This window comes from Modestobacter caceresii (genome assembly GCF_000761485.1).
Classification (GTDB): domain Bacteria; phylum Actinomycetota; class Actinomycetes; order Mycobacteriales; family Geodermatophilaceae; genus Modestobacter; species Modestobacter caceresii.
The window spans coordinates 1-13671 of record NZ_JPMX01000017.1 but is presented as its reverse complement, the minus strand read 5'-3'; the positions used below and the strand labels follow the sequence as shown (position 1 = coordinate 13671).

Here is a 13671-nt window from a genome sequence, read left to right as displayed (position 1 = left end):
GGCTCCCCCGGCCCGCGCCGCACCGCCTCCCCCGGCCCCCGCCGCACCGCCTCCTCCGGCCCCCGCCGCACCGCCTCCTCCGGCCCGCGCCGCACCTGCTCCTCCGGCGCCTGCCGCACCGGCGGCGGCGCCCGGACCGGAGGGCCAGGTGCTCGCGCTGGTGAACGCCGAGCGGGCCGCTGCCGGCTGTGCCGCCGTGAGCGCCGACGCCGGCCTGGCCGCGGTGGCCCGGGCGCACAGCGCCGACATGCGGGACCGCGACTACTTCTCCCACGTCACGCCCGAGGGCCTCGATCCCTTCGCCCGCGCCCGCGCGGCGGGGATCGGGTACGCCCGGGCGGAGAACATCGCGTCCGGCCAGCCGGACGCAGCTGCGGTGATGGCCGCCTGGATGTCCAGCCCCGGGCACCGGCAGAACATCCTGAACTGCCAACTGCGCACGTTGGGTGTCGGCGTCGCCACCGGCTCCGGCGGCCCGTGGTGGACCCAGCTCTTCGGCGCCTGAGCGTCCGCGCCCGCCGAGATCGGGCTGATGGCTGCCTCGCCGTGGTCGAGGCAGCCACCAGTCCGAGGTGATCACCGCAGGGCCGCGCGCAGCCGGGTGATCAGCAGCTCCGGGGAGTGCAGATCGGCCGCGGTGACGACCAGCACGCGCCAGCCCGCGGCCGCGAGTGCACTGAGCCGCTGCCGGTCCCGCACGAACTGACCGGGTCCGTCGTGCCAGACCCCGTCGTACTCCAGCGCCACCCGGTGCTCGGGCCAGCCGAAGTCCACGCGGGCCAGGAAGCGCCCACCGGCGCGCACCTCGAACTGCGCCACCGGTGCGGGCAGCCCGTGCGCAGCCAGCAGCAGCCGCACCCTGGTCTCCTGGGGCGACTCCGCCCGCCCGTCCGCCGCCGCTGCTGCCCGGCGGGCCCGAGCCGACCCGCGGCACGTGGGCAGTGCGCTCACCGCCGCCCGGACCTCGGCGAGGTCGACGACCCGCGCGTGCACGAGCTGGTCGAGCAGGACGACCGCCTCCTCCGGCGGCGCGAACCGGGCCAGGTCGACCGCCGTCCGCAGGCCGGTCGTCCAGCGGAGGAAGTCCCCGCGGGTCAACACGGCACCGTCGAGGTGCGCCGCCCGGACGACGATCCCCGGCTCCGGGTCCCACCGGGTGCCCAGCGGGACCACCACCTCGACCGGGTCGCCCGCGCCCGCCACGTCACGCACCCCGAGGAGGTCCGCAGCGCTCCGCCCACCCAGGACGGCGCCCCGGGGCATCCGCAGCGCCGCGCCACGGGCGTGCAGCCGGTGGGTGTCGGGCAGCGTCGCGTCGGCGTAGACGTCCTGGCGCAGCCGGCGCCATGCCGAGCTCCGCAGCTGCGCCCGGGTCAGCAGGCCGACCTCGATCGCCCAGCTGCCACGGAAGACCCGCCCGTGGAACACCGCAGGGCGGTACGGGGGAATCGGCACCGGGGCAGCCTGCCCCGACCAGCCTGCCCGGCGTGGGGGTCGTCCACAGGGCGGTGATCACCTCGGGTTGGTGGCTGCCTCGAAGGGATCGAGGCAACCAGCAGCCCGATCTCGGCACCGCCCCACGACGCAGAACGGCCCCCGTGACCGGAGGTCACGGGGGCCGTTCTGCGCTACGACAGCTGTCGTCAGGCCCTTGCTTACGACTGCTGTCGTCAGGCCATTGCTACGACAGCTGTCGTCAGGCCATGGCCTTCTGCAGGTTGCTGTCGATGGCCGCCAGGAAGTCCTGGGTGGTCAGCCACGGGGCGTCCTTGGAGATCAGCAGCGCCAGGTCCTTGGTCATCTGACCGCTCTCGACGGTCTCGATGCAGACCCGCTCGAGGGTCTCGGCGAACCGGGTCACCTCGGGGGTGCCGTCGAGCACGCCGCGGTGGGCCAGGCCCCGGGTCCAGGCGAAGATCGACGCGATCGGGTTCGTCGAGGTCTCCTTGCCCTGCTGGTGCTGGCGGAAGTGCCGGGTGACCGTGCCGTGCGCGGCCTCGGCCTCGACGGTCTTGCCGTCCGGAGTGGCCAGCACCGACGTCATCAGGCCGAGCGAGCCGAAGCCCTGGGCCACGGTGTCGGACTGCACGTCACCGTCGTAGTTCTTGCAGGCCCAGACGTAGCCGCCCTCCCACTTGAGGGAGGCGGCGACCATGTCGTCGATCAGCCGGTGCTCGTAGGTGATCCCGGCCGCGTCGAACTGCTCCTTGAACTCGGCCTGGAAGACCTCCTCGAAGATGTCCTTGAACCGGCCGTCGTAGGCCTTCAGGATCGTGTTCTTCGTCGAGAGGTAGACCGGGTAGCCGCGGTTGAGCCCGTAGTTCAGCGAGGCCCGGGCGAAGTCGCGGATCGAGTCGTCGAGGTTGTACATCGACAGCGAGACGCCGGCGCCGGGGGCCTGGAAGACCTCGCGCTCGATCGGCTCGCCGCCGTCCTCGGGGGTGAAGACGACCTTCAGGGTGCCCGCGGAGGGGAACGTGAAGTCGGTGGCGCGGTACTGGTCGCCGTAGGCGTGACGGCCGATGATGATCGGCTTCGTCCAGCCCGGCACCAGCCGCGGCACGTTCTGCATGATGATCGGCTCGCGGAAGATGACGCCGCCGAGGATGTTGCGGATCGTCCCGTTCGGGGAGCGCCACATCTTCTTCAGGCCGAACTCCTCGACCCGCGCCTCGTCCGGGGTGATGGTGGCGCACTTGACGCCCACGCCGTGCTGCTTGATGGCGTTCGCCGCGTCGACCGTGACCTGGTCGTCGGTCGCGTCGCGGTTCTCCATCCCGAGGTCGTAGTACTCCAGGTCGACGTCCAGGTACGGGAGGATCAGCTGGTCCTTGATGAACTGCCAGATGATCCGGGTCATCTCGTCGCCGTCGAGCTCGACGACCTTGCCCTCGACCTTGATCTTGCTCACGTCGTTCTCCTTTGTGCGCTCATGGCCCCGCTGCAGGGCCCCACCGCGCGCGTGCGAGCGGTGGAGGGCAGCGGGGTCCTTCCCTCAGAGGTCGGCTACGTCGGCCTGCTTGGCGCGTACCGCCTCGGCGGCCTCGCGCAGGCCGGCCAGCTCACTGTCGGAGAGGTCGCCTTCGACGACCTTCCGGACACCTTCCCGGCCGATCTCGGCCTCGACCCCCAGGTAGACCCCGGAGATCCCGTACTCGCCGTCGACCCAGGCGCACACCGGCATCACGGCGCCGCTGTCCTCGATCACGGCGCGGGCCATCCGGGCGGCTGCGGCCGACGGCGCGTAGTAGGCGGAGCCGGTCTTCAGCAAGGCCACGACCTCGGCCCCGCCGTTGCGGGTGCGGTCGACCAGGTGGGCGATCCGGTCGGCGGCCAGCACGTCGGCCAGCGGCTTGCCGTCGACGGTGCAACGGGAGGGCACCGGGACCATCGTGTCGCCGTGCGAACCGAGGGTCAGGGTGCGCACCGAGCCGACCGGGACGCCGAGCTCCTCGGCGACGTTGTTGCTGAACCGCGCGGTGTCCAGCATCCCGGCCTGGCCCATGACGCGGGCCTTCGGGAAGCCGGTGGCCAGCTGCGCCAGCGCGGTCATCTCGTCCAGCGGGTTGGACACGACGATGACCACGGCGTCCGGAGAGGTCTGCGCGACGTTCTCGGCGACCTGGCGGACGATGCCGGCGTTGGTCTCGATGAGGTCCATCCGGCTCATGCCGGGCTTGCGCGGCAGCCCTGCGGTGATGACCACGACGTCGGAGTTCTCGGTGCCCGCGTACGAGCCGCCGCCGACCCCCACGACCTGGGTCTCGAAGCCCTCGATCGGGCGCGACTGGTTGATGTCCAGCGCCAGCCCCTCGGGCTTGCCCTCCACGATGTCGGTGAGCACGACCGTCTCGAACAGGTCGTACTCCGCCAGCCGCAACGCAGTCGTCGAGCCGTAGAAGCCGGCACCTACCACGGTCACCTTGCCGTTCCGGGCCCGATCTGCCATGCCCGCCAACCTAGCCCCGGGCGGCGTCGTCCGGCCATGCGGGGGCCGCTCCGGGCCGGTCAGGTCGGCGGGATGTTCAGTGCCATGGCCACCAGCGCGACGCCGGCGCACCCCGTCAGGGCGACGTCGACGCGCTGGCTGCGGACGGCGAGGAAGCCGGTGCGACGCAACGGGAGCAGCAACCGCAGCGCGGCCGCGGTGACCAGGGCGAGCCCCATCACGACCAGCCCTTGACGCCACCGGTCACCGGCGACGAGCAGCAGGCCCACCCCGGCGATGACGATGACGGTCAGCAGCGGCCACTGCCGGAGGAAGCCGGCCAGCAGCGGTCGGCGCAGGTAGAGCGGCGACCGGTCGGGCGCCGGCCCGCCGGCGCGCCGGCTCATGCCGTCAGCACCTCGAGCCCGGCCGCCTGCTCGGCGGCGAGGACGACGTTGGCCAGCAGCATCGCCCGGGTCATCGGGCCGACGCCACCGGGGTTGGGGGCCACGAAGCCGGCCACCTCCCGCACGTCCGCGGCGACGTCGCCGGCGATCTTGCCGTCGACCCGGCTGACCCCCACGTCCAGCACGGCCGCCCCGGGCTTGACCATGTCGGCGGTGATCAGCCCCGGGACGCCGGCCGCCGCGACGACGACGTCGGCCGCGCGGGTGTGCGCGGCCAGGTCCCGGGTGCCGGTGTGGCACAGGGTCACGGTCGCGTTCTCGGTGCGCCGGGTGAGCAGCAGGCCCAGCGGGCGGCCGACGGTGATGCCGCGCCCGACCACGACGACCTCCGCACCGGCCAGCGGGACGTCGAAGCGGCGGAGCAGCTCGACGATCCCGACCGGCGTGCAGGGCAGCGCCCCGGGGACGCCGAGCACGAGCCGGCCGAGGTTGACCGGGTGGAGGCCGTCGGCGTCCTTCGCCGGGTCGATCCGCTCGAGCACGACGCTCTCGTCGATGCCGCGCGGCAGGGGCAGCTGCACGATGTAGCCGGTGCAGGCGGGGTCGGCGTTGAGCTCGTCGACGACGGCGAGCACCTCGGCGAGGTCGGCGGTGGCCGGCAGCTCCCGCTGGATGCTGGCGATGCCGACCTGGGCGCAGTCGGAGTGCTTGGCCCCGACGTACCAGCGGCTGCCCGGGTCGTCGCCGACCAGCAGGGTGCCGAGGCCCGGCCGCCGCCCGGCAGCGGCCAGGGCGGCCACCCGCTCGGTCAGCTCCGCCCGGATCGTCGCCGCGGTCGCCTTGCCGTCGAGAGTCGTCGCTGCCACGTGGTGCAGTCTGCCCGATGCGCCCGCCCCCGGGGCTCGACGTGACCGGCCGCTGACCGACCAGCCGTCCGGTGGGGCGACGCCCCCGGCCGACCGCAGGTCTCAGTCGGCCACCAGGGCGCCGTGGGAGCGGGTGAACAGCACCGCCTGCACCAGGTCCAGGCGCACGCCGGTGGGGTCGAACCCCCGCCAGTTGACGCCGTCGGTCTCGGCTCCGCGCAGGTCCGCCCCGCGCAGCAGGGTGGACTGCAGCCGCGCCCGCCGGAGGTCGGCCCGGGTCAGGTCGGCGTCGGTCAGGTCGGTGTCGGTGAGGTCGGCCTCGGTCAGCTTCTGGCCGGCCAGGTCGACGCCGGACAGGTCGACACCCCGCAGCGACACGTAGGACCAGTCGGACTCCTCCGAGGTCATCGGCCGCAGCGTGGCACCGGGGAACTGCGAGCCGGTCAGCTTGCAGCCGGTCCAGGTGACGTTGGACAGCTTCGCCCGGTCGAACCGGCAGGAGAGGAACGCCGTCCCCTCGTGCCTGGAGCCCGACAGCGCGGCGCCGGTGAGGACGCAACGCTCGAACACGCACCGGCTGGTGACCAGCTCCGCCATCGAGGCGTCGTCGAAGCGGCAGTCGATGAACGTCACGCGCTCCAACCGCGCCCAGTCCCAGTCGACGCCCGCGAGGTCCTCGTCCTCCCAGACCGTGTCCGGCTCCGGGGGCTGCGGATCCGGCCTCAATGCGCGAAGTGGCGGGTGCCGGTGAGGTAGAGCGTCACCCCGGCGGCCTGCGCGGCGGCGACGACCTCCTCGTCCCGCACCGACCCGCCCGGCTGCACCACGGCCCGCACACCGGCGTCCAGCAGCACCTGCAGCCCGTCGGCGAAGGGGAAGAACGCGTCGGAGGCGGCGACCGAGCCGGTCGCGCGCTCCCCCGCCCGGGCCACCGCGAGCCGGGCGGAGTCGACCCGGTTGACCTGCCCCATGCCGACCCCGACGGTGGCCTTGTCGGCGGCGAGCAGGATGGCGTTGCTCTTCACCGCGCGCACCGACCGCCAGGCGAACACCAGGTCGTCCAGCCCGGCGGCGTCCAGCGGTGCACCGGCGGCCAGCGTCCAGCTGGTGGGGTCGTCGCCCGGGGCGTCGATCCGGTCGGCGGTCTGCAGCAGCAGCCCGCCGCTGATCGCGCGCAGCTCCACCGACAACCGAGGAGCCTCTGGCATGCGCAGCAGCCGGATGTTCTTCTTCGCGGTCAGCACGCCGAGGGCGTCCTCGGTGAACGACGGGGCGACGACGACCTCGGTGAAGACCTCGGAGATCTGCTCGGCCAGGGTCAGGTCGACCTCACGGTTGGCGGCGATCACGCCGCCGAAGGCCGAGACCGGGTCGCAGGCGTGCGCCTTGCGGTGCGCGGCGGCGATGTCGGCGCCGACGGCGATCCCGCAGGGGTTGGCGTGCTTGATGATCGCCACGCACGGGTCGGCGTGGTCGTGCGCGGCCCGCCAGGCGGCGTCGGTGTCGACGTAGTTGTTGTAGGACATCTGCTTGCCGTGCAGCTGCTCGGCGTCGGCCAGCCCCGACTGCCCGCTGCGGTACAGAGCCGCGCCCTGGTGCGGGTTCTCGCCGTAGCGGAGGACGTCGGCGCGCTCCCAGCTCCCGCCGACCCACTCGGGGAAGCCGCTCGCGTCGTCCGGGGCGAGCACGTTGCCCATCCACGAGGCGACGGCGACGTCGTAGGCGGCGGTGTGCCGGAACGCCTCGGCCGCCAGCTCCCGGCGCTGCGCCAGGGTGAACCCGCCGGCCCCGACCGCCTCGACCACCTCGTCGTAGCGGCCCGGGTCGACGACGACCGCGACCGAGGGGTGGTTCTTCGCCGCCGCGCGCACCATCGCCGGGCCGCCGATGTCGATCTGCTCGATGCACTCGTCGGGCGAGGCGCCCGAGGCCACCGTGTCGCTGAACGGGTAGAGGTTCACCACGACCAGGTCGAAGGCGGCGATGCCCAGTTCGTCGAGCTGGGCGACGTGCTCGGGCCGGCGCCGGTCGGCGAGGATCCCGGCGTGCACCGCCGGGTGCAGTGTCTTCACCCGACCGTCCAGGCACTCGGGGAAGCCGGTGACCTGCTCGACGGGGGTGACCGGCAGACCTGCGGCGGCGATCCGGGCCGCGGTGGCGCCGGTGCTGACCAGCTCCACCCCGGCGTCGACCAGCCCACGGGCCAGCTCCTCGACGCCGTTCTTGTCGTAGACCCCCAGCAGGGCGCGGCGGACGGGGGTGCGGTCGCTCATCGGGTGCTCTCCTGTGTCGGTGCGTCGGTGGGGGGCAGTCCGGCGGCCTGGACCACGAGGCCGGCCAGGGTCTGCACCAGGAGCTCCCGCTCCACGTCCTTGATCCGTTCGTGCAGGCGCTCCTCGTCGTCCCCGGGCAGCACCGGCACCGGGCGCTGGGCGAGCACCGGGCCGGTGTCGACGCCCGAGTCGACGAGGTGGACGGTCGCGCCGGTGGTGGGGACGCCGGCGGCCAGGGCGTCCCGGACGGCGTGGGCGCCGGGGAAGGCCGGCAGCAGCGCCGGGTGGGTGTTGACCACCCGGCCACCGAACGCACCCAGGACGGCGGGGCCCAGCAGCTTCATGAAGCCGGCGCAGACGACCCAGTCCGGCCGGTGGCGGGCCAGCTCCGCGGCCAGCGCAGCGTCCCAGCCGGCCCGGTCGGGGGCGTCGCGCAGGGCGAGGACGAAGGTGGGGACGCCGGCGTTGCGCGCGTGCGCCAGCCCGGGGGCGTCGGCGCGGTCGGAGCCGACGGCGACGACCTCGGCGGGGTACCCCGGCGCGGCGGTGGCGGCCAGCAGCGCGGCGCACAGCGTGCCGGCCCCGGACAGCAGGACCACGACGCGGGCCCGATCAGGGCCAGACCGCGGGACGGCGGTCGCGTCGGCGGACACGTTCGCCAACCCTAGCCGTCACCTCCGGCGGGGCCGACCGCGGCCGGGGTCAGCCCCGCGAGCGCCAGCGGCTGACGGCGGCGGCCACGGCCGCAGCGAGGGCCGCCTGGGCGGCGATCGCCAGCCCCGTGGCGAGCGCCGGCGCACCCACCTCGGCCAGCGCCGCGTCGCCGAGCCGACCCCCGGCGACCAGCACCCACAGCCCGGCGCACACCCCGACACCGAGCCCGGCGACCACGCCCCACAGCGCAGCGATCACCGTGCCGCCGTCGTCGTCCCCGAGTCGACGACCGACCACCGCACCCGTGACCAGGCCCGCCACCGCGGGCAGGGCCTGGGAGAGGAAGGCCAGCAGCGGCACCGCCTGCGTGTCGGGCAGCGCGGCGAGCAGCGGCAGTGCGGGCACGCTGCCCAGCGTCACCCCACTGGTGGACACGAACGTCCCGGCGCCCACCAGGAAGCCGGGGCCGGCGGCGAGGCCCATCACCGCGGCCACGGCGTTGGGCAGCAGCAGCAGGCTCAGCCCCACCTGCCCGGCGGCTCCGGCACCGGCGCCACCGAGGCCGGTGATGACCCGGCCGAGCCCGGCCACGTCGTGCACGAGGGCCACCGCGACCACCGCGGTGCAGCAGGCGGCCAGCGCCAGGGTCCCGGCGGCGACCGCGCGCAGGACCACCCGGCCGGGACCGGGGAACCGGTCGACGAGCTCCGCGCCCAGGCCCGAGTCGCGCAACACTCCCAGCCCGCCGGCGACGAGCGCGACGACGCCGGCTCCCAGCACCGCACGTGGCAGGGCGACGGAGGCACCCGGGGCGTCGACGACCAGCGCCAGGCCGGCGGTGAGGGCGACGTGGACGGCGACGACGACCGCCAGCACCACCGCCGCTCCCCCTGCGGTGCGCGACCGCCGGAGAGCCGCCACCGACCCTGCTGCCCGGCTGATCCCCCAGGCGATCCCCGCGGTCACCGCCAGCGGCGCGAGCCGCAACGGGCCCGAGGACAGCTGGAGCTCTGCGCCCTGCCCGAGCAGCCACAGCTGACCGGCCACCCGCGCGGAGGCCGTCAGCGGCAGCCCACCGTCGGGGTCCAGGGTCTGGACGACGACGACGGCGAGGGTCAGGCCGGCCAGTCCCAGGACCGACACGGCCAGCGCTGCGGCCACGGCCAGGACACCGGTCAACCTGGTGCGACGCTCCCCCGACCCGACGGAGGGCAGGCGCGTCCGCACGGAGGTCACCCCTCCACTGTCGCAAGGCACACGGGGCCTGGCCCGGCGCACGCGCCGGGGCGACTCAAGTCACGGTCCCGGCCGTGGCAGGGGGTCAGCGGTCAGCTGCAGGCCGTGGTCGGTCGGGGCCGACCGGCGGCTGCCAGGGCTCGGCAGGCTGCCCGTACCGCGGCTGCCCGTGGTGCGGCTGTCCGTACGGCGGCTGTCCCCAGCCCGTCGGCTGTCCGTACTGCGGTCGGCCGTACTGGGGCGGTCCGCCCAGCGGCCCTCCGTGCTGCAGCGGCTGGCTCGCACCCGGCCGGCTCCCGGTGGGCGCCCCGGCCGGGCCGGCCTGCCGGCCGGACCACGCGCGGAGCTCGGGCAGCAGGGACGCCGCGGCCAGCACGGTCACGGCGGCGGCGACGAGGACGCCCAGCAGCGCGGGGAACTGGAAGCCGTAGTCGAGGCTCCGCAGCCACGCGATGAGCGTGCACAGCAGCGCGAGCGCGGCCAGGACGACGGCCGGTGCGGCGCGCAGGAAGCCGGCCCGGGCCGGGCGGACGGCGGGGAGCACCGCCCACGCTCCCGCGCCGAGCAGCAACAGCGCGCTCAGCACGACCAGTGCGGAGAACTCGTACCCGCTGGCCGTGATCCGGCCGGCGAAGTCGAAGGTGACCGAGGCCCACGGGAGGAGACCGACGAGCAGGTAGAGGAGGGCTCCCCCGGCCACCAGGAGGTCCATCGTCGTCAGTCGACTCCGGGCGGACCCGCGGCCGGCCGCGGGTCCGCCCGCTGGCGGGGGCGGTGGCGCCCAGGCCGGCTCGGGACCACTCGACGTCATCGTGGGCTCCTCGTGCGTGGACGGTCGGGTACGGGCGAGCACCCGCGAGTCTCCGCCGTCCCGGCGCCGACGGGCACCCCGGGCACGCCGCTGCCCGGCACCCTCCGGAGAGAGGCCGGGCAGCAGCGGTGCAGTTCGGCCCCGTCCCGGGGAGGACGGGGTCCTTCGTCAGCCGCCGACGATCTCCCGCATGAGGCGGGCGGCCTCCGACGGGGTCTTGCCGACCTTCACACCGGCGGCCTCGAGGGCCTCCTGCTTGGCAGCGGCCGTGCCGGCCGAGCCGGAGACGATGGCGCCGGCGTGGCCCATCGTCTTCCCCTCGGGGGCGGTGAAGCCGGCGACGTAGCCGACGACCGGCTTGGTCACGTTGGCCTTGATGAAGTCCGCGGCCCGCTCCTCGGCGTCGCCGCCGATCTCGCCGATCATCACGATCGCCTCGGTCTCCGGGTCGTCCTGGAACGCCTGGAGGCAGTCGATGTGCGTCGTCCCGATGACCGGGTCACCGCCGATGCCGACGGCGGTGGAGAAGCCGATGTCCCGGAGCTCGTACATCATCTGGTAGGTCAGCGTGCCGGACTTGCTGACCAGCCCGATCTTGCCGGCCTGGGTGATGTTGGCCGGGATGATGCCGGCGTTGGACCGCCCGGGGCTGATCAGCCCGGGGCAGTTCGGGCCGATGATCCGGGTGGAGCCGCCCTGGGCGTGCGCCCAGAAGTAGGTCGAGTCGTGCACCGGGATGCCCTCGGTGATGACCACGGCCATCCCGATCTGGGCGTCGACGGCCTCGAGGACGGCGTCCTTGGCGAACTTCGGCGGCACGAAGACGACGGTGACGTCGGCCCCGGTCTCCTTCATCGCGTCGGCGACGGAGCCGAAGACGGGGACGGTCGTGCCGTCGAAGTCGACCGACTGGCCGGCCTTGCTGGGGTTCACGCCACCGACGACGGCGGTGCCGGAGGCGAGCATCCGCGCAGTGTGCTTGCGGCCCTCGGATCCGGTGATGCCCTGGACGATGACCTTGCTGTTCTCGGTGAGGAAGATCGACATCTCTGCTGTGTCCTGTTCAGTAGAAGGACCTCGTCCTCCTCACCCCTCGCGAGCTCGGGGCGAGCCTCTGGACGAGGCCAGAAGACGGTTAGGAGGCGGCGAGCTCGGCGGCGCGGCGGGCGGCGCCGTCCATGGTGTCGACCACGGTCACCAGGGGGTGGGCGGCCTCGGCGAGGATCCGCCGGCCCTCCTCCACGTTGTTGCCGTCCAGCCGCACGACCAGCGGCTTGGTGGCCTCGTCGCCGAGCAGGCCCAGCGCCGAGACGATGCCGTCGGCCACGGCGTCGCAGGCGGTGATCCCGCCGAAGACGTTGACGAAGACGCTCTTCACGGCCGGGTCGGACAGGATGACGCCCAGCCCGTCGGCCATCACCTGGGCGGAGGCGCCACCGCCGATGTCCAGGAAGTTGGCCGGTCGGACGCCGCCGAACTCCTCACCGGCGTAGGCGACGACGTCCAGCGTGCTCATGACCAGGCCGGCACCGTTGCCGATGATGCCCACCTGGCCGTCCAGCTTGACGTAGTTGAGGCCCTTCTCCTTGGCCGCGGCCTCCAGCGGGTCGGCGGCGGCGGAGTCCTCGAGGGCGTCGTGCTCGCCGTGCCGGAAGGCGGCGTTCTCGTCCAGGGTGACCTTGGCGTCCAGGGCGAGCACGGTGCCGTCGGGCGCCTTGGCCAGCGGGTTGATCTCGACCAGGGTGGCGTCCTCCTTGCTGAAGACGTCCCACAGCTGGACGGCGATGGCGATCACCTGGTCGCGGACCTCGGCCGGGAAGCCGGCGGCGTCGACGATCTCGGCGGCCTTCTGGGCGTCGACACCGATCGAGGCGTCGACGGGGACCCGGGCCAGTGCCTCCGGGCGCTCGACGGCGAGCGTCTCGATCTCGACGCCGCCCTCGACCGAGGCCATGGCGAGGAAGGTGCGGTTGGAACGGTCGAGCAGGTAGGAGAAGTAGTACTCCTCGGCGATGTCGCTGGCCTGGGCGACCATCACCCGGTGGGTGATGTGCCCCTTGATGTCCAGCCCGAGGATGTCCTGGGCCCGCGCCTTGGCGGCCTCAGGGTCGTCGGCCAGCTTCACGCCGCCGGCCTTCCCGCGGCCGCCGACCTTCACCTGCGCCTTCACGACGACCGGGGCGGAGATCTCGCGGGCGATCGCCTCCGCCTCCTCGGGCGTCTCGGCTACGCCGCCGGGGAGCACGGGCACGCCGTGCGAGGCCAACAGGTCACGAGCCTGGTACTCGAAGAGATCCACGAGCAAGGACCGTAGCCCGCCCCCGGGGTGCCCGCGTCAGGTGCCCTCCGACCGAGGGGGACGTCTCACCCGTCTCTTCCGCTGGGCGGGCACCGGACGAGGCGGTCAGGCCTCGGCGGAGACGCCCACGTGCTCCCGGACCCAGCCCACGATCTCCTCGGTGCTCGCGCCCGGGGTGAACACCCGGGCCACCCCGAGCTGGGCCAGCTCGGGCAGGTCGGCGTCGGGGATGATCCCGCCCCCGAAGACGACGACGTCGTCGACGTCCCGCTCGCGGAGCAGCTCGGCGAGCCGCCGGAACAGCGTCATGTGCGCGCCGGAGAGCACCGAGAGCCCGACCGCGTCGGCGTCCTCCTGGACGACGGTGTCCACGATCTGCTCGGGCGTCTGGTGCAGCCCGGTGTAGACGACCTCCATGCCGGCGTCGCGGAGCGCCCGGGCCACGATCTTGGCGCCCCGGTCATGGCCGTCGAGGCCCGGCTTGGCGATCACGACTCGAATGCGCTCGGCTGCCACGACCTCGACTCTAGGGGCGCGAGGGTGGCCCACGTCACCCCTGAGCGGGGGAACCGCGCCGCCCGCGCCAGGCCAGCAGCGTGAGCCCCACCGCGCCGAGGGCCAGCACCAGCAGGCCGGCGCCCGGCACGGTCCACTCCAGGTCGGGACTGGACCAGGCATCGCGGAGCCCGGTCAGCGCGCTGTCCAGCAGGAAGACGGCGACGGCGAGCAGACCGCCGACGGCGGCGAGCCGGGGCCGCAACGACGGCGCGACGACGGCGGACAGCACGAGCGCGCCGGCCAGCAGCAGCCCGCCCAGCAGGGCCAGCCCGGGTCGCTCCAACAGCGCCTGCGGCCCCTCCTGCTCCACGACGACCTCCAGCCCGGTCAGCGGGTCGGTCACCACCCGGTCCGGGACGTCCGCCGCGGGCAGCGCCAGTGCCAGCACCGCCGCGACGCCGAGGAGCGCCGCCGCGCCGGCGAGCACCGGCCGCAGGGGGTCCAGCGCTCCGCCGTCGTCCATCACGGTGCGGCTCCAGGCGGCGAAGGCGGTCAGGCCGGCGAGGACGGCGAGGCTCAGGGCGAGGACCCCGAGGACCCAGCCGGCGGCGGTCTCCACCGAGCTGGTGAGCACCAGCTCGCCGGCCAGCACCTCGACCGCCGGCCGGGTTGTCGACCCCTGCCCCCGATGGAGCTCGA

Annotated in this window: 15 protein-coding genes; 1 reads left to right on the top strand and 14 read right to left on the bottom strand. The window is 74.2% G+C overall.

From position 1 onward, the window contains the following. The first annotated feature begins 148 nt into the window (after positions 1-148). Entirely contained in the window at positions 149-505 is a 357-nt protein-coding gene (locus tag IN07_RS05425) for a CAP domain-containing protein (protein ID WP_036334188.1), read from the top strand. 71 nt (positions 506-576) lie between these two features. On the opposite strand, the gene IN07_RS05420 is transcribed toward IN07_RS05425, so the two are convergent. The 14 genes from IN07_RS05420 to IN07_RS25650 form a co-directional block, all read right to left on the bottom strand. Further along, positions 577-1455, bottom strand: a complete 879-nt coding sequence (locus tag IN07_RS05420) for an endonuclease domain-containing protein (RefSeq protein WP_052090878.1) — start codon at positions 1453-1455, stop codon at positions 577-579. Between the two features lie 241 nt (positions 1456-1696). Next, positions 1697-2911, bottom strand: a complete 1215-nt coding sequence (locus IN07_RS05415; RefSeq protein ID WP_036334184.1) for an NADP-dependent isocitrate dehydrogenase — start codon at positions 2909-2911, stop codon at positions 1697-1699. An 84-nt stretch (positions 2912-2995) separates the two neighbouring features. Next, complete coding sequence (gene mdh, locus IN07_RS05410) at positions 2996-3949, bottom strand: malate dehydrogenase (protein WP_036334183.1); 954 nt, start codon at positions 3947-3949, stop codon at positions 2996-2998. Between the two features lie 59 nt (positions 3950-4008). Continuing rightward, positions 4009-4335: a DUF3017 domain-containing protein gene (locus tag IN07_RS05405; protein ID WP_052090876.1), complete on the bottom strand. Its 327-nt coding sequence runs from the start codon at positions 4333-4335 to the stop codon at positions 4009-4011. Continuing rightward, complete coding sequence (locus tag IN07_RS05400) at positions 4332-5201, bottom strand: bifunctional methylenetetrahydrofolate dehydrogenase/methenyltetrahydrofolate cyclohydrolase (protein WP_036334182.1); 870 nt, start codon at positions 5199-5201, stop codon at positions 4332-4334. Before IN07_RS05400 ends, IN07_RS05405 begins: the two co-directional genes overlap by 4 nt. A gap of 102 nt (positions 5202-5303) precedes the next feature. Next, positions 5304-5927 (bottom strand): pentapeptide repeat-containing protein, encoded by a 624-nt coding sequence (locus tag IN07_RS05395; RefSeq protein ID WP_036334180.1) that lies wholly within the window; start codon positions 5925-5927, stop codon positions 5304-5306. Then, on the bottom strand, positions 5924-7474 hold the full coding sequence (gene purH, locus IN07_RS05390) for a bifunctional phosphoribosylaminoimidazolecarboxamide formyltransferase/IMP cyclohydrolase (protein ID WP_036334178.1): 1551 nt from the start codon (positions 7472-7474) through the stop codon (positions 5924-5926). Before purH ends, IN07_RS05395 begins: the two co-directional genes overlap by 4 nt. Continuing rightward, positions 7471-8127 carry a phosphoribosylglycinamide formyltransferase gene (purN, locus tag IN07_RS05385; protein WP_036334177.1) on the bottom strand — a complete coding sequence of 219 codons (657 nt, stop codon included), beginning with the start codon at positions 8125-8127 and terminating at the stop codon, positions 7471-7473. Before purN ends, purH begins: the two co-directional genes overlap by 4 nt. A gap of 49 nt (positions 8128-8176) precedes the next feature. Further along, complete coding sequence (locus IN07_RS05380; protein ID WP_052090874.1) at positions 8177-9364, bottom strand: cell division protein PerM; 1188 nt, start codon at positions 9362-9364, stop codon at positions 8177-8179. An 85-nt stretch (positions 9365-9449) separates the two neighbouring features. Then, entirely contained in the window at positions 9450-10076 is a 627-nt protein-coding gene (locus IN07_RS05375) for a hypothetical protein (RefSeq protein ID WP_036334176.1), read from the bottom strand. Positions 10077-10343: 267 nt separating this feature from the next. After that, complete coding sequence (gene sucD, locus IN07_RS05370) at positions 10344-11222, bottom strand: succinate--CoA ligase subunit alpha (protein ID WP_036334175.1); 879 nt, start codon at positions 11220-11222, stop codon at positions 10344-10346. An 88-nt stretch (positions 11223-11310) separates the two neighbouring features. Beyond that, on the bottom strand, positions 11311-12474 hold the full coding sequence (gene sucC / locus IN07_RS05365; RefSeq protein WP_036334173.1) for an ADP-forming succinate--CoA ligase subunit beta: 1164 nt from the start codon (positions 12472-12474) through the stop codon (positions 11311-11313). 105 nt (positions 12475-12579) lie between these two features. Beyond that, positions 12580-12990, bottom strand: a complete 411-nt coding sequence (locus IN07_RS05360) for a cobalamin B12-binding domain-containing protein (protein WP_036334171.1) — start codon at positions 12988-12990, stop codon at positions 12580-12582. Between the two features lie 34 nt (positions 12991-13024). Further along, on the bottom strand, positions 13025-13671 hold a 647-nt coding region (locus IN07_RS25650; RefSeq protein WP_036334170.1), incomplete at its 5' end, for a hypothetical protein.